This window comes from Sulfidibacter corallicola (assembly GCF_017498545.1).
Lineage (GTDB): Bacteria > Acidobacteriota > Holophagae > Acanthopleuribacterales > Acanthopleuribacteraceae > Sulfidibacter > Sulfidibacter corallicola.
Genome location: NZ_CP071793.1, coordinates 691,984 through 709,214, shown reverse-complemented (window position 1 = coordinate 709,214; position 17,231 = coordinate 691,984). Strand labels below are relative to the sequence as shown.

7 protein-coding genes are annotated in these 17,231 nt (G+C 60.3%); 2 read left to right on the top strand and 5 right to left on the bottom strand.

Annotated features, from left to right (window positions below; all coding sequences use genetic code 11):
• Positions 1-166 precede the first annotated feature (166 nt).
• Positions 167-1,252, top strand: a complete 1,086-nt coding sequence (locus J3U87_RS01995) for a calcium/sodium antiporter (protein ID WP_237381348.1) — start codon at positions 167-169, stop codon at positions 1,250-1,252.
• Positions 1,253-1,292: 40 nt separating this feature from the next.
• Here the strand turns inward: J3U87_RS01995 and J3U87_RS01990 are convergent, their stop codons facing one another.
• Complete coding sequence (locus J3U87_RS01990) at positions 1,293-2,075, bottom strand: TrmH family RNA methyltransferase (RefSeq protein WP_237381347.1); 783 nt, start codon at positions 2,073-2,075, stop codon at positions 1,293-1,295.
• Positions 2,076-2,592: 517 nt separating this feature from the next.
• On the opposite strand from J3U87_RS01990, the gene J3U87_RS01985 reads away from it, so the two are divergent.
• The gene (locus tag J3U87_RS01985) at positions 2,593-3,273 is read left to right on the top strand and encodes a P-loop NTPase family protein (RefSeq protein WP_237381346.1); all 681 of its coding nucleotides are present in this window, start codon (positions 2,593-2,595) and stop codon (positions 3,271-3,273) included.
• A gap of 1,184 nt (positions 3,274-4,457) precedes the next feature.
• Here the strand turns inward: J3U87_RS01985 and J3U87_RS01980 are convergent.
• From J3U87_RS01980 to J3U87_RS01965, 4 genes are all read right to left on the bottom strand, one after another.
• Positions 4,458-5,081: a cyclic nucleotide-binding domain-containing protein gene (locus J3U87_RS01980; RefSeq protein ID WP_237381345.1), complete on the bottom strand. Its 624-nt coding sequence runs from the start codon at positions 5,079-5,081 to the stop codon at positions 4,458-4,460.
• A 222-nt stretch (positions 5,082-5,303) separates the two neighbouring features.
• Positions 5,304-10,463, bottom strand: coding sequence for a two-component regulator propeller domain-containing protein (locus J3U87_RS01975; protein ID WP_237381344.1), 5,160 nt, complete (start codon positions 10,461-10,463; stop codon positions 5,304-5,306).
• A 273-nt stretch (positions 10,464-10,736) separates the two neighbouring features.
• Entirely contained in the window at positions 10,737-13,538 is a 2,802-nt protein-coding gene (locus J3U87_RS01970; protein ID WP_237381343.1) for a serine/threonine-protein kinase, read from the bottom strand.
• A 542-nt stretch (positions 13,539-14,080) separates the two neighbouring features.
• Positions 14,081-16,258 (bottom strand): VWA domain-containing protein, encoded by a 2,178-nt coding sequence (locus tag J3U87_RS01965; protein WP_237381342.1) that lies wholly within the window; start codon positions 16,256-16,258, stop codon positions 14,081-14,083.
• Positions 16,259-17,231: the final 973 nt, after the last annotated feature.

Below are 17,231 nucleotides of genomic sequence, written 5' to 3'. Positions count from 1 at the left end.
GTACGATCGCCTCCCCCGATTCCCCCACCGAAATGGCCGCCGGCGAGCCTGGGAACGGGTTGCCGATCCGGCGGAAAAGACACTTGGCGGCACGTGTCGGGTCCGATTGACGCCATGGAGGCAAAAGCATATGATGGGTGTTTCCGCTTTCGGGGAATGAGGTTGCATGGTTCAAAGTATTTTCGATGCGATGTCCGCTAGCATGGGTTTGTGGCCCACCGTCCTCCTGTTCATCGGGCTGGGAGTGGCGGGATTGAACTATGGCGCCGACTGGCTGGTGAACGGGGCCTCCAACCTGGGCTTCCGGCTCGGCATCTCGGCCACCATGATCGGCTTGACGATCGTGGCCTTCGGCACCTCGGCTCCCGAATTGGTGGTCTCCCTGCTGACGTCGATGCAGGGCAAGCCGGAGCTGTGTCTGGGCAACGTGGTCGGTTCCAACATCGCCAATACCGCGCTGATCCTGGGTGCCACGGCCGTGATCTTCCCGCTGAATATCGGGCGCAATTCGGTTGTGTACGACGCGCCCCTGAGCGCCATGGCCATCGGCACGCTTTTCCTCCTGGCCCTGATCGGCGCAACCATTTCCCGCCTGGACGGGTTCCTGTTGTTGGCGGTGTTCGCCATCTGGATGACCTGGTTGATCCGCAAGACGTTGCGGGAATCGGCCAATGTGCGCCGGGAACGACGCGAGCTGAAGGAAGCGCGCGAGAACGGCACCCTGCCCGAGTCCGACGACGACGATGCCGAGCCTCATTTCCACCCGCGCTCGCCGGTGATCGACCTGGCCCTGATCGGGGTCGGCCTGGTGGTTTTGGTGATCAGCGCCGACGGGCTGGTCGCCGGTGCCGTGGCCACCGCACAAGCCCTTTCCGTCCCGGACATCGTCGTCGGTCTGACCATCATCGCGGGCGGCACCTCATTGCCGGAACTGGCGGTGGGCATGGTGGCCGCCTTCAAGCACAAGGCGGACATCACGGTCGGCAACGTCATGGGCTCCAACATCTTCAACGCCCTGCTGATCATCGGGACCTGTACCGTTTTGGCGCCGATCTCTTTCGACATCAGCGAATTTACCTGGTCGGGCGATGCGGCGACCCTGTTCGTGGACATTCCCTTCTGCGTCTTCGTCTGCCTGCTGGTGATCCCCATGATGCGGCACGGCGCCAAACTGACGCGCTTCAAGGGCGCCATTTTGCTGTCGCTGTACCTGGGCTACCTGGTCGCGTTGGTGCTCCGCAACCTCCCTTGAGGCCGCCGCCCTCACGGGCACGCTACGGTGCCGGCGGAGATCAACGATGGGTTTTCTTCGGTCCTTTGGTCCATTTGCCGCTGTGGGTCAGGACCGCCGGGAGTTTCGGGGAAAAAGGCGGGCGTTCGAGCACCGACCAATCCAGGCCGCGCTCCTGCAGGAACCGCCGGACCAGGGACTCGCGGCTCTTGGGAATCTTGGCGTACCACTCCAACAACAGATCCAACCGCGCATCCTCGCTCAGCCGCCAGTCGTGGCTCGAGGCGCGCAGCCGGCGCGTCACGTCGTACAGCACCAACCCCGCGCAGACCGACAGGTTGTACTTGGCCCCCGCGCCGTGACTGGGTACCCGCACGTGGTAATCCGCGACCGCATGGGTTTCCTCGCCGAGCCCCAGGTCCTCCGTGCCGAACACGAAAGCCAGCGGCTCGGCGATGGGAACCTGCGCCAAAGGCATCGCATCCGGTCGGGTCGACAACGCCGCGATGCGATAACCCGCATCGCGCAGGCTGTCCAGGGAGGCTTCCTCGCGCCGACCGAGGTGGTGCAGATCGATCCACTTGGCGGCGCCCATGGCCACGCCCAAGCGCACCTGGAACGAACGCCGTCGGGCGATCACGTAGAAATCCTGGACGCCGTAGCACTCACACGAGCGAATGACCGCGCTGGCGTCGCGACTGTCCGCAATGTCTTCCAACACCACGGCCACGTGGCGGGTGCGCCAGGTCAGCGCCTCGTCGAACAAGGTCCGCTTGTTCTCGGACACGAATCCGGCCAGATATTCACACAGCTCGCGTTTCAACGCCGTCGATTCCGCTGTCATACACCTTCTCACGATCGCCAATCTCTCGAATGCCGGTGACCCGACTCATCGCCGGGATCCCGGTCACCGCGACCCGACCCATCATAGCGGCGGTCGCCGAGGACGGCAAATCGCGCGGCGGTCGAGATCGATGAATCCTCAGAAATCCCCGCAATACGAACGAGAAAACTCACTGAAAAACAGGAAGAATGAAGCGGAGCGACCGCCGCCGGGCAGGGCCGAAAAGGCGAAGAGGCCTCGGCGAAGCGAACGGACCGGGCGCTTGAAAGCCTTGACCAGGCAGGGATTTTTCCATTTCCGAGACATTCTCCACGCTTCGAGGAAATCAATTGAAAAAGGCCACCAATCGTTCTAAGATGATCCTGCAAACCCTTAACATTTACCAGAGACACATCTGGTTTTTGGGGCAAATTCTCGAGTTTGCCGGCGTTGCGGTGGTGTATCCGGCGCAAAGGCCCTGCTTCTTGCCCGTTGTACTCCACCTTTCGACGCACGAGCGAACGAATTGAGGTGGATCATGATAGCAGAAGAAGTAAATGACAATCATCCACTACGCTTGTTGGATGAGAAAACAGGCCTGCCAAACGCGGAACTGAGTCTCATCCTAGCCCGCTCCGGAGTGGGTAAAAGCGCCGCCCTCATCAACTTCGGAATCGATACTCTGCTCAAAGGTCAACAAATCCTGCATTTCAGTGCGGGCATGGATTCAGAAAAGGTCCACGACTACTACCAAGAGATCTACCAAAGCTTCGTTCGCTTCAATCCGGAAGACAAGGACCACCCCTGGGACGAGCTGAACACTCATTTGATGGTCATCAGCTACCGCGATCCCGACCGCATGATCGCCGACATCGACGACGAAATCAAAACCATACACGAAAGTGCCAAACTCTCCCCCGCCCTGGTGATCGTAGACGGTCTGGATTTCGATAACCGGACAGACGACAGCCTCAACGTGTTGAAACAACTTGCCGCCACACACGAGGTCAGGGTGTTGGCAGCCATGCGGGTCCACCGCAACCAACACGGCTCGATCGACCTGGAAGGCCCGCGCAGCGTGGCAATGGCGCACACGGACCACATTTATTTCCTCGAAGCGGACAAGGACCGCGTACACGTGGAGTTCCAAACCCAGGACGGCCAAGTAGAACTACCCATCTACTTCTGCTCCCATGAACTGATTTTCAGGCCCCTGTAAACGCCGGAGATAGGCGTCCCAAGCACGACGAGGCCGCCCAGGTCGAGCCCGGGCAATAAATCGCCCCCATTCGGTGGGAAATTCTCTCTTCTCCCAGACGGAGATTTTTCGACCACTCTCAGCCGAAGATCCCGGCATGAGTGGTCCGGAACAGGTCAGGGTGAATTTCCCACTCAGGCGGTCTCGTTGGCGAGGTTCCGCACAAATCGCGAAGGATACGAATCCAGGCATCCGTTTGGCCATAGATGATGCCCGCCTCGGCATACCGCAAGGCATGGATGGGCCTGAACCGGGTCGCGCTGAAGGTGCGACCGGACGTCCCCAAGAACAAATCTCGGCGGGAACTAGGCTCGGGAATCCGACGTCACTTCGGACGGGCACCTGCCCGCGGTCGCGCTGGAGGTGCGACCGGACGTCCCTATGGACCACCATTCATTTAGAACGCGCACCTCCGGTGCGCCACCAGCAGGGACCCTGTAAGGGTCACAATACCGCGAAGGCGGTCCGTTGTTCCGGTGATGGACATTGTCCACGATCAACCGGATGCTTGGATGTGCATCGTTCGGGGCCAATCCTGGAGGGATGGCCAACGGAATGCCTGGACCACAACTTATTTAAAACGCGCACCTCTGGTGCGCCACCAGCAGGGACCCTGTAAGGGTCACACATTTCAGCGAAGGGTTAAGGAGGCAGCGCCGACGCAACCCTGGTTGTTCGAGGTTCCCGGAACCCAGCCCTGAAGGGGCGGCTCCGTGAAGGACTCTTCGATCGTGACGACAACTCCGCCAAGGACTCTTCGATCGTGACGACAACTCCGCCAAGGACTCTTCGATCGTGACGGCAACTCCGAGGGAAACCTTCGTAGTCCCGCCCCTCCAGGGCTGGGGTTCGGGTACTCCGAAGATCCAGGGTTGCGTCGTCGTTCCGACTCCTTAACCCTTCGCTGTACTGTGTCGTCCCTTCAGGACGCCCGCTGGTGGCGTGCCTTTGGCACGCGTTTTTATCAATGATGGTCCAAACATACAGTTGGCCATCCCTCCAGGATTGGCCGCGAACGGTGAACATCCAAGCAGGGGGTTCGCTCCCAACCGCGACCATCCGGACATTCCGCCGTCCATCCCTTCAGGATCGGCCGTGGACAGGCATCGATCACCCGAAAACGCGACGCCTTCGCGGCGGCAAACTCAGCGGGTGACGGCGGGTCGCTTGGCCAGCTTTCGCTTGCGTTTTTCGGCCTGCCGCTTGGCCTCCATGCGCTGGTCCCAATGATCGTCGCTCTCGTCGTGAACCTTTTTCATGATGAAGTCGAACCAACCCTCTGCGATCCCGATCGATTCCATCACCTGATCGTCCAAATCCTTGCCCAGCTCTTCCGCCGAAAGTGGCGGGTTCTGGGGATGGCCCAGGTTCCGTACGGTCTTGCGCAAACGCGAGGCGAGCAACACGCCGATCGCTCGATAGAAACGGGCCGCGAAGCCGTCGTCGTCCTTCGCCTTCTCCTCCAAACTGTCGCGGGGAATCGCGAGTACCTCGCACGCCTCGGCGGCCAAGACCGTGGCACTCGGCGGACGGCGATCCAAAAACGAAAGCTCCCCCACGATCTCACCAACCCCCAGACGGGCCAGGACCTGACCGGCATGGGTGGTGACCGACAACTCGCCGCGCAGCAGGATGTAGAGCGCCTTGATGTCGGTGCCGCGCTGAATCAGGCATGTGTCTTTCTGCAATTCGAGGGTATGTCCCACGCTGAGGAACCAATTGATATCGGATGCCTCGAGCTCGCCCAGGAAAAAGGCTACCTTATGCATGTCTTCCCCCTCTATGCCCGTCAAGAGAAGCCAGGAAGCGCCGAAACATGCCGGCAGTTGAAAGGAATAGGCGGTTTCAAAACTATATTAGACCGAAAAAAGCGCGGAACCGCAACCCAAATCGCGTCGCGGGGCCGAACCGGAACCGGGTTGAGCCTATATTACTTGCGTCCGTCAAACCTTCGAAAACGGTCAATTGCGGAGGCCAAATCGCCCGCTCGCTCACCCTTCGAAACGAAGGACGACGCGGGCGCCCTTGCCCAAACCGTCGCTCTCGATTTCGATCGAGCCGCCCATCTCGTGGATCGCGTTGGCGCAATTGTGGAGACCATAGCCCTTGCGGATAACCTTGGTAGAGTATCCCTGAGTGAACACCATGCCTAGATTCTTGCGATCGACCCCAACCCCATTGTCCTCTATCACCAAAGATATCAAGCGATTATCCTCTTCCTTCACGACCTGCGAGTGAATCGCGATACAGCCGTCGGGCGTGCCGCCCTCGACGATCGCATCCACCGCGTTGCGCAACACGCAGTAGAGAATTCGCATGAGCTGGATCTTCTGAACCCGAATGGGCGGCAGGGGCACGAAATCCCGCTGCACCCGAATCGGTGTGGAAGCGGCCAGGACCCCATCCATCCCGAGCACCGCATCCACCAGCCCGTTGAGGTCGGCCAACTCGGGTTTGCTCTTGATGATCGCGTAATCGCGCTGCTCCCTCAGAGCCTTCAACACTTCCTGGACATGCTCCTCGAGGCGTTCGCTTTCGAACAGCAACGACTGGCACCATTCGCGCAATTTGGCGGCCAGCTCGGAGACGACGCGCGGCACCTGATTGGCGCGATCGTCGTGCGAGAAAAAGTGGACCAGATCGGTTTGACGGCGCAACAGTCGATCGAGACGCTCCAGCAGGCGCAGCCAACGATTCTTGCCCAACCGTTCGAGCAGCACCTGCAGCGAGGTATTGACGCTGTTGAGGTTGTTGCCCATGTTGTGCATGACCAAGGTGGCGTTTTCGGCCATGCCGAACATGTGGGCCGCCTCGATCAGTTCCCGCTGGGTGTCGGCCAGGTTTTTGAGGACCTTGGCGCGGGACAGGGCCGAAACGGCGTGCTCGCGGAACCGCACCAGGCGCTCCACATCCTCTTCCCTGAACCCCTCCGGGCTCGAACTGTGATCGAGGACCAGAAATCCCTCCAAACGGCCGTGCAGGGTCACCTCCATGGCCAGCAGGGACTTGGGCAGGGGCTGATGGCGAAACGCCGTCGGCCGCGTCGATTCCTCGGGGTTGCGCACGATGTAGATGCCCGGCGCCAACTGCTCCGTGCCCCGGGTGTAGCGCGCGATCGCCTGGTCGTAGAAAAAACCCGGATCGGTTCCGAGATCTTCGAATCGGTACCCGGCCGAAGCCTGGATGCGGAAGAACTTGCGGTCGTCGCCCAGGAACATGAAGGTTCCGATCTCGGCTTGGGGAAAAAGCGTCATGCCCTGCTCCAGCACCAAAGGAAGCACCTTCTGGAACTCCATCTCGCGATTGATGGTCTTGGTGATGTCGTCCAGCGTTTCCAGTTCACGCACATAGGCGTAAATGGCGTTGGTGCGCTCGGCCACCGCGGCTTCGAGGTTGAGGGTCATGTGGCGCAAATGGAGATGGGTCTGGACCCTGGCCAGTAACTCGTCTTTCGCGAAGGGTTTGGCGATGTAGTCGTTGCATCCCGTCTCGAAACCGTGGGCGTAGTCGCTTTCCTGGTTCTTGGCCGTCAGGAAGATGACCGGCAGTTCGTGGATGGGGTGTCGCAGGCGAATCTGCTTCAGCACCTCGAACCCGGTCACACGGGGCATCATGATGTCCAGCAACACCAAATCCATTTCCTCGCCTTCTTCCAGGTAGGCCAGGGCCTCCTCGCCACCCGGCAGCGCCGTCACCCGGTAGCCGCGCATGGAGAGCAGGTTGACCAGGACGCGCCGATTGACCGGCTCGTCGTCGACCACCATCACGTGGAAACGCTGGCCCTCCCGGCTGGCCGCGGCGAGCGTGATATCGCCGAGCTCCTGGGCATGCGGCTCCGGCTCCGGCTGGCGCCACTCGCCTGGATCCTCCAACGTCAACGGAATCGCCTCGGGTTGGCGGTCGGCGGCCAGCGGCATGGTGAAGGCGAAGGTCGAACCGTGACCCACCTTCGACGAGACGTGCACTTTGCCGCCATGCAGGTGCACCAGCTTTTTGGTGATCGCCAACCCCAGCCCGGTGCCGCCGAACTCGCGGGAATCGGAACCCTCCACCTGCTCGAAGGAATCGAAAATCGAGTGGATCTTGTCGTAGGGAATGCCGATGCCGGTATCGACCACCCGAATCTCGGCCATCTCCTGGCGAACCCGGGCCTGGACGCTGACACCGCCGCTGCGCGTAAACTTCACGGCGTTGCCCACCAAGTTGTAGAGGATCTGGTGGAGGCGGTTTTCATCGGCCCAGATCTTGGGGAAATCGCGGGGAATTCGGTTCTCCAGGGTCAGCTCACCGTGGCTGGCCATGCCGCGGCACACGGTCAACACGACCTCGGTGACCGCGAAGATGTCCACGCCCTTGCGCCGCAGTTCCAGGCTGTGGTGGCGCATCTTGGAGAAGTCGAGGATGTCGTTGATCAGGGAATCGAGGCGACGGCCGCTGGAAACCATCAGCTTGAGGTTCTCGCGCACGCGGCCGTTGATGGTCCCGGCGGCGCCTTCCAACACCGATTCGGCGATGCCGATGATGCCGTTGAGGGGCGTGCGCAGTTCGTGCGAGGTGTTGGCGAGGAACTCGTCCTTCAACCGGTCGACCCGCATCAGGCGCTGGTTGATGCTGCGCGCCTTGTCGAAGCGGTACTTCTGGTAACGCCAGATGCCGCCCACCAACAGCATCGCACTCAGCGAATAACAGGCGTAGGCCCAACGGCTTTTCCAGGGAGGCGGAATCACGTGGATGGCCAGGCCGGTGTCGCCCTCGCTCCAGACGCCGTCGTTGTTGGCGGCCTTGACGCGCAGGCGATAGTTGCCCGGGTCCAAATTGGTAAAGGTCACGTCGTTCTTGTGGCCCAGCTCGATCCAGTTCTCGTGAAAACCTTCCAGCATGTAGGCGTAGTGGTTTCGGTGGGGCGCGGTGTAATCCAGAGCCGCGAACTCGAAGGAAATGAGCGAATCCCGGAAGGACAGCGCGAGGGCCCCGTCCTCGTCGAGCGCGGCGGCGAGAGGTTGCGGCTCGTGGAACTTCTTGAAGGCCGTGAGCACCACCGGCGGGGCCACGGGATTGCGACGCACCCGCTCCGGGCGGAACACGTTGAAACCGTAGATGCCGCCAAAATAAAGGTCGCCGTTGGCGGCACGCAGGCTGGCGGCCTGGTTGAACTCGTTGCTCTGCAGGTTGTAGCGGGCATCGAAGTTGTCGAACGCCTGCAGCTCGGGATCGAAGCGCGAAAGCCCGATGTTGGTGCTCAGCCACAGGTAGCCTTGCCCATCTTCCTCGATGGCGTACACGGTGTTGTTGGGCAAACCGTCGCCGGTGTCGAAACCGCGGAAGCTGTTGCTCTCGCGTTGAAACAGTTGCAGCCCGCCCTGAACCGTTCCCAACCAGAACCTGCGCCGGCTGTCCTCGAAGAAGTCCACCACGGAATTGTCGCCCAGCGTGCGCGGATTCTCCGGGTCGTGGCGGTAGGACGTGAAGCGCCCGGTATCGGGATCCAATCTGCTGGTGCCTCCGCCGTAGGTGCCCACCCAGATGTGGCCCAGGCTGTCTTCGCCCAAACTGAGCGTCATGTTGTGGACCAGCGAATTGGGTTCGCCGGGATCGTGGGTGTAGCGCACGAAGGATTCCCGGGTGCTGTCCATCAGGAACAGCCCGCCGCCGAACGAGGCCACCCACAACCGATCGAGCCGGTCGACGAGACTGTCGAAGGCGATCGGGGCCTCGGGATCCGGCATGTACCGGCGCGCCTTTCCGGTTTTGGGATCGAATCGATTGAGGCCGTTGCGGGTGGGAATCCAAAAGAACCCCTCGCGGTCCTCGTCGATCGAGCGCACGTAGTCGTTGGACAGGGTTTCGGGATCCTGGGGATCGTGACGGTAGACCTGAAACGTGTCATCCTCGGGATCGAAACGACAGAGCCCGGATCCCTCGGTCCCCACCCAGACGGTGCCCTGGCGATCCTCGTGGAACGAAATGACCGGCGTGGCCGGCAAGCTTTGCGGCACTTGGGGCTGGGCGCGATAGAGGCGAAACGCTTCGGCCTTGGGGTTCATCTTGTTGAGGCCGCCCCCCTCGGTCCCTACCCAAATGAGGCCCGATCGGTCCTGAAACAACGCGGTGATCAAATTGAGGCACAGGCTGGAGGGATCGGCCGGATCGTGCACGAAATGATCCCAGCGGTCGGCGCCCGGCCGGTAACGACTGAGGCCGGCATCGGTGCCGATCCAGACGCGGCCCTCGTCATCGACCAGGATCCGCCGGGCGGCGTCGCTCAGCAGTCCCGTGCGCCCACCGCGATCCGCCGTCACGTGGTGGATCAACCGACCGCCGGCATCGATGGCCCAAGCGCCACGGGGTGTGACACACCACAGGTGGCCGCGGCGGTCGTAGGCCATGTCCTCGATGGGGTCGCGGCTCAACTCGACACGACCCTCGCGATCGTGCACGGCCACGGGAATCCAGGAACCCGTGTCGGGGTCCAGTCGCAGCAAACCGGCACCGCGGGTCGCCACCCACAGAAAGCCGTCGGGGTGTTGGAGGATTTGGGAAACGTGCAGCGCACCTCCATCGGGCAACACTTCCTGCCCGGAGAGAAAATGGCGGAATCCCTTCTGTTCCGGTTCGTAACGATTGACGGCCCGATCGGTGCCGATCCAGATCTGCCCGAATCGGTCGCAAAAAATGGCGCGAACCAGGTTGTCGCTAAGGCTGTGGGGGTTTTCCGGATCGGCGCGAAACCGAAGAAAGCGGTCGCGTTTGGCGGTGAACACGCTGACGCCGCCGCCGAGCGTGCCCACCCAGAGTCGTTGGGCCGTGTCCTCGGCGAGCGCCACCACGTTACTGCCGGACAGGGCACCGGGATCGGAGGAATCGGCGCTGTAGACCACGAAACCCACACCGTCGTAGCGGTTCAGGCCGTCTTGGGTGCCAATCCACATGAACCCCTGACGATCCTGAAAAATGGCGTTCCCCCCGTTCTGGGAGAGTCCGTCCTCGATGGTCAGGCGCTCCATTTTGAGAAAGTTCTGGCGTGCCCATCCGAATGGAGTCCAAGCCAACGCCAGTATCAGTACCCAGCCGAGTCGAAAAGGTCGCGGGTGAACCTCGATAAATATGCGGCTCCGAAACGATTGGTTCTCGGCGCCTCCCTTTTTGGCCATGGGTGGTAATCCGTCACATACTCTGAAACGTGGTGAGTGATTCGGGTGTATCGCGCCGCCCATGCCGGGAGTCCGTGTCGACCCCGGGAATCGCTCAGTCTCGGTCCAAACGTGGAGAAAAGTTTATCTCATATTCCCTTAATCGAAAAACGAGATTATGAAATGGTAAAAAATAACAAACATCTCATGAAAAAACAAACGGTTAGACTGCAGGCCGAAAATTGGAATCGGCTGAATTAACGATCACCGACGAGACATCCGGCAAATCGAAGGTCACCGATCTTCAGCGGCCTTCGCGGCCTGTAATTCGGGATACTGTCGTTCCAAGGTACGCAGGTCCTCGGATCGATCGGTCTGGCGGTAGAAATCGGCGAGATGTCGGGCCGCTTCCAGGGTCGCCCTGTCCTTGGGCCCCAAGCGTGCGGACAGGGTCGCCAGGCTCTCGACCAGCTTGGGCTCGGCTTCCTCGAACCGATGCAGCCGACGCAGGCAGTCGCCCCAACGCGAGAGGGTGACCGCGGGCCAATCGCTGTCACCGTGGTGGGTGGCACTCAGAATCTGGTAGGCCTCGCGATGGTAGGCCTCCGCACGTGCCGGCAGTTGCCGTGCTTCGAGGTAGAGCGCGTACCATTCCACGTTGATCGCCAGCTCGCGCGCCACATCCGTTTCCTGGGCCCGCAAACCGGTGATGGTTTCTTCGAAGAGCGATTCGGCGGTCTCATGGCGCGCCATGGCGGCGGCGATGCGGGCCTGCAACCCCTTGATCAGCAGGACGGGGACCTGGGTGTCCTCGGTCAGCTTGCCGTACACGCCCAGGGCCAAATCCGTGCGGCTGCGAGCTTCTTCGAGCCGGCCCAGTTCGAGATCCATTTCGGCCAAATCGTAATAGGTCTGGGCCACGCTGCGGTGGCCGTCACCCAGCAGGCGCTTCTGCAACGCGAGTTTGTCTTCTTGGACCTCGATGGCGCGTCGAAGGTCTTCGGGCGAGCCCATCGTCTGGAGCAGGTAGGCCAACAACGCGAGATTGTAGAGGTATTTGGGGTGGCGTTCGCCGATGGATTGGGCCAGTCCCTCGAGCCCGGCACGGTGATAACGCTCGGCTTCGCGGTAGTTTCGCTTGACCCGCAGCAGGTAGGCGAGACACAGCGAGAGCCGGCTTTCGCGGTCGGGATCGGGCTCGGCCTTGCCGCGCTCGGCGAGCAGCACGCGACGCACCACGTCCTCGTGTTCGGCATACCCTTGGGCCAGATCGTGGAGGCCGGCCTCGTTGTAGAGCAACGCGAGATTGCTGTGGATCTCGATGTAATCGAGCCGATCGCGCCCGAATCCCGCACGAATCTCCCGAGCTTTTTCGGCATAGGACACCGCTTCGCTGTTCATTTTGCTGAAGTACATCAGCCAGGCCATGCTCTCCATGGCGTCGGCCATTTCCAAACTCTCCGACTGCCCCAACTGTTCCAGCTTCACGATGGCGCGTTCCAGGTACTTACGACCATCGGCATAGGCGCCCAGGCCGGTGTAGACCTTGGCGAGAGTGTGGTAGATCCGCGCCTGCAGCAAGGGCTTGTCGGCCAAGCGTTCCTCGATCCCCTCGGCCCCCACATCGACCATCTGGCGCGGGGTGACCTGGGCCGCGATGGCCGGATCGGCGAGCTGAAAGACGCCTTCCAGGAAGGCCAACAACCGCTCGGACATATCGCGCTGGTTCTGCGCCGCATCGCGCTCGACGAGCAGCAATTCCTGGTTCACCTGGAGCTGGCGTTTCTGCTGGGTCAGGATCGCCTGTTGGTCCTCGAGCAGGCGGCGCTGCATCTCGGTCTTGACGCCGAATCCGATGATCGCGGCCAGGCCGAACACGCTGACGGCCACGGCGAGCAGGTGACGCCGCGCGAACCGGTTGGCCGTGTAGAGAAAGGTCTGTTTGCGGGCAAGCACCGGCAGATTCTGGAGGTGCCGTTGAAGATCCTCGGCCATCTGGCCGGCGGAACTGTACCGGCTTTGCGGCTCCTCGCGCATGGCCCGCTGCACGATGCAGTCGAGGTCGCCGCGCAGGGTGCGACTCAACCGATCCGGAATACTGGCGCGGTTGGCGGCATTGACTTCGGGCCCGGTGGCGCTCCACGAGTAGGTCCGCAACACCACGCGACTGGGCTTGAGCGGTCCGTAATTGGAGGTCTTGTCCTGACCCAGGTTTTCCACCAGGCGCGGCGAGTAGCCGGTCAGCAACTCGTATAGCAGCACGCCCAAGGTGTACACGTCGCTGGCGGTGGTGATGGGCTCGCAGCGCATTTGTTCGGGGCTGGCGTAGGCGGGGGTCATGGGCTTGGCATCGGCGCTGGTTTCCAGCTCGGTGCCACGCACGGCGTCGCCCAACAGTTTGGCGATGCCGAAATCGAGCAGTTTGGGCACGCCCTCCTCGGTCACGAGAATGTTGTTTGGCTTGATGTCGCGGTGGACGACCAGGTTCTTGTGGGCGTATTGCACCGCTTGGCAGACCTGGATGAACAGTTCGATACGCGCTTCCACGCCCAGGCGCAGTTCGTCGCAATAGGCGTCGAGCGTGCGGCCCTTCACGTACTCCATCGCGAAATAGGGCATGCCCTCTTCCGTGGTTCCGCCGTCCAACAGCCTCGCGATATTGGGGTGTTTCAGGTCGGCGAGAATCTGGCGCTCGTTGCGGAAGCGCGTCAGCAGTTCATCGGTAGCCATATCCGGGCGAATGACCTTGATCGCGGCCATCTGGTCGAACTCGCGATCGTTGCGTTCGGCGAGAAACACGTAACCCATGCCGCCCTGCCCCAACAATTCCACCAGCCGCCAGGGGCCCAGCGAGGATCCCAGCATCCGTTGGCCGTAGATCGTCTCCAGCGATTCACCTTCCGGCGCGAGGCGAAAGGTGGTTCGCTCGGAATACTCGCGAATGTTTTTCAGGTGTGCCAGGACTTCCTGACGCAAGTCGGTATCGGTGGTGATGGACCGCATCACATAGGAAGTACGCTCCTCCGGCTCCAGCTCCAAAGCCTTGTGCAACAGTTCGTTGACCTTCCGCCACCGTTCCTTGGTCTCATGGCTCATGATCGCGTTCCAACCCAAAACCACACTACGGGCGCTGCCGCCCTGACCCACAGGGCGAACGGCCCCCGTCACCATGTGCGCCAATCGGCATCGAAGCCTTCGTTCACAGAGTGGCCGGGGCGAACCCCCACCCACCGAAACAACCTCGAACCCTCGTCGCGCCATGCTTAAAGCACGATACGATCACATCAGTACACATGATTCACGTGGGTATTCAAGGGATTCCCATCATAGCAGAAAGGTATTCGGGCCATAAGCCCGCATCCCTCCATTGAGATAAGGTAACTCCCAAAATTTGCAAGATCTTATCGCAAACGGTCCGACAAGACAACCGACCTCGAAAAGAGGCTGGCAGGCGGTCCCGGAGGTAACGCGCCTTTCGACGCGAACCCGAGGCCAATGGCAAGAGCCGCCGCCGGAATCACGGCGTCGATGCGGGCCGTCCGCAACCGGCCGTCCGGGACCGGCCGTCCGGGACCGGCCGTCCGCAACCGGCCCTCCGAGACCGGCCCTCCGAGACCGACGGACCACCCGCGTTCCCATCAGTTGGAGGCCACCGTGAACGACCGACTCAGGCTGGCGTTGTTCTGTTTTTCGTTGTCTTCGACCGTCAGATGCAACTCGTAATTGCCCGGCTCGAAATCCACACCGGTGAGCGTGCCCACGAAGTGGTAGGTATTGCCGAACCCCTTGGGCTGGAAGGCATCCTTGACGACGAATTGAGCGGGCACCTGGGCCCCGTCGCGATACAGCGCGTAGCGGACCTGGTAGGCATCGATGCTCTTTTCGAGGTTGCGCAATTGGAAGAAGAGGTGGTGCTCTTTGGCTTTGGCCGAAATCGCACCCAGCGCCGGTTGAAAGAGATAGCCCTGCATCGCCAGAGGATCCAGATATTTGCGCTTATCCACCATGGCTTCCCGCTTTTCGGCGTCCGTCTTGACGAAACGAAGGTGGTTCATCAGTACCATTTCCGCTCCGGGATCGCCGAAAAACACCATTTGACTGATATGGAAGGACTGCGGCGGGAACTCCTTGCGCTCGTAGGGCAGTTCGAAAATGCTCTCCTGACCGTTGTCCAGGTTCACGACCTTGCAGCGCAGATAGACCGGCTTGGCCTTGGGCAGCAGCACGTCGTAGAGGAAATAGCGCTTGGACGTCGATTTCTTGATGATCGTGGACCGCACCAGGTCCACCAATTCACGCTGCTCGTTGAGCGCGGCAAATCCCAGTTCGTAACCCTTTTTGGGAAAAGTCTCGGCGTCCAGTTCTACGTAGACCGGCACCATCTCGCCCCGATCGTTGGGGTTGGGGAACCCGGTGTAGTTGAATTCACAGCCCAGGTCATCGCGAAAACTCTGACTGTACTGCAGGGAAGCCTCGAAGGCCACGGCCCGCTCGGCCTCGTCCATTTCCAGGTAGGAGCGAATGCGGTTGAATCCCTTGCCGTAGTAAAGTTTCAGCTTGCGGCCCTTCTCGGCCATGGCGATTCTGACGCTGGTCGCCTTGCTGGGCATTTCGATGGTGTAACCCAAACGGTAATAGTGATTCGCCCGATCCTGAAAATCCTTGAGCGACTTTTGGATGCCCTCCACGGAGTGCGAAGCCTGGATGATCCCACCGGTGTCCTCGGTGGTGTCGTAGGGACCGGTCGTCAGTTGATGGGTCTCCTCGAACACCGTTCCTTCGATGGGCAGAAACAGGGATCCCAACGATTTCAGGGGATTGGTATTACCTTCGAGCTTCAGCCGCATGCTTTGACGTTCGGATTCGCCGATGGCCCGTTGCGGGATGTGGATCATGGTGTAAACCGTGACATTGGAAGAATTCAGGCTGCGGCTCAACATCTCGGACAGTCGTTTGGTCGGCCGCACCAAGGATTTCGATTGCACGTACTGTCCGCCGGTAAACATGTAGACGCTCTTGGAGCCGGTCATCTGGTCGAGAATCCGGGAGATGTAGGTCAGGCTGCGCTCGTAGTTTTCGTAATGGCGGCGTTTGATATCGTGTTTTTCACGAACGCTCGACTCGACCTTCCACAAGGCGTTTTCCCGCATGTTTGCCTGAACCGTGGCCGCGTCGGCCGCTTGACGGGCGCTCAAGCCGAAGGTTTGGTGTCCCTGATTGGGGTCGAGAAAGTGCTCGTAGTCGCCCAATACCTGGTCTTCCACCGCCTCCAATCGCTTGCGCAGGATCCCCTTGTACTCGGCGGAGTAAACCGCGTCGTGCAGCTTGTCCTTGTCGTTCACGAAGGAAGACAGGCTGACCAGTCCCTGGTCGATCTGAACGACCTTGACCAGATCGGTCGGCATCACCGTGCTGTCGATGAAGTCGTGAATCGTGTCCAGGAACTCGGGAAAGGCATCGATGCGCATGTTGCTGCTGTCGATGACGATGACGATGTTCCGCTCCCCGTGGAAGTTGCGGGTCGGGGTGGGATCGGGATCTTCCACCAGGCCGTCGTCGTGAAACACGGTGCCACCCGCCTGTTGGACACTGACGTCCACTTCCTCGAAGAAATCGATGCGCTGTGGCGATCCATCCTCGTTCAAGGAGAAATCGACAGCCTTGAGCCCTTTGACCGGATTGCCGTCGCGATCCACGACATGAACCCGGATGTCGCGAAATACGACCTTGATATCTTCCTGAATCTGTTGTGCCCAAAGACTCGGAGCGCCGAAACCCACCACCAGGCAGGAAAGCCAGAACCAATTGCGCATCATGTCACCTCGCACCTCTGAATGGTTGCCCGAACATGCCTCGAAAAGGGGCATCGCAGGCGGCCCCGCAAAGAAGACCCTAAACGACGATAGCATTCGACCGCAGGGTCGTGGATCGAGTCCACCCGAAAAGACCGAGCCCGATTCGCATCGGACATCGTCCCGTGCACCTCGAACCTCGTTCTTCCGCCTCTCATGAACCCTGCCTCCAGGCATCGAATGGTCGCTTGACATCTTACTGCAGTCTCAAGCCTTCTAACGACCCAAAGACATCAACCACTCAAAGCCACACGGGAGACTGAAGACGGGATAGCCCATACCTTCTATATAAGGCGTGCCGGGGAGCGACACCACCGCAAACCCCGCGGCGTGGGGGCGGTCGACGGAAGCGCTAGGTAAAAACCAAACACCCCGAAAATAAAAACAAGCGCCTTCCTCGAGTGAAAACTCATCACCTTCATTTCCCTCACCCGTACCTCAGATTGCGCCATGTTCATCAATCCACGGCTCGTTTCCTATTTTTCACCTTGCACAAAGGAATATTCGCTGGAAAATTTCTCCACATTCCACGCAAAGCCGGGATGATTGTAAGCTCAATCACACCATTATCGAGTGAAAGGGAGTAGCATTCAGACAACCCATAGGGCGACAGTGTTATTGACATTCGTTTCGTTTTTTTCAGACAGGAAAACGAAAACACGTTAACGGCTTGAATATAATCCGACCTAACAGATTCACGATTCCATGAGGACGTTCGTTTGCGTGCAAGCTTCGCGTGTTCTCACCGAAGCGAGACTTGATCCAGGCCGACATCTCTTTGCGAGAAGAGACTTTTGAATACATCTCGTTCCGATCCAGACGAGATGTGATAGCGATTCAACTACACCCGCCAATAGACGCTCGTTTTTTAGAATTCGTCATCCATGTCACAACTCGTGACATCGCGTAGAATTCAGCACAAAACCCTGCAGGTAGA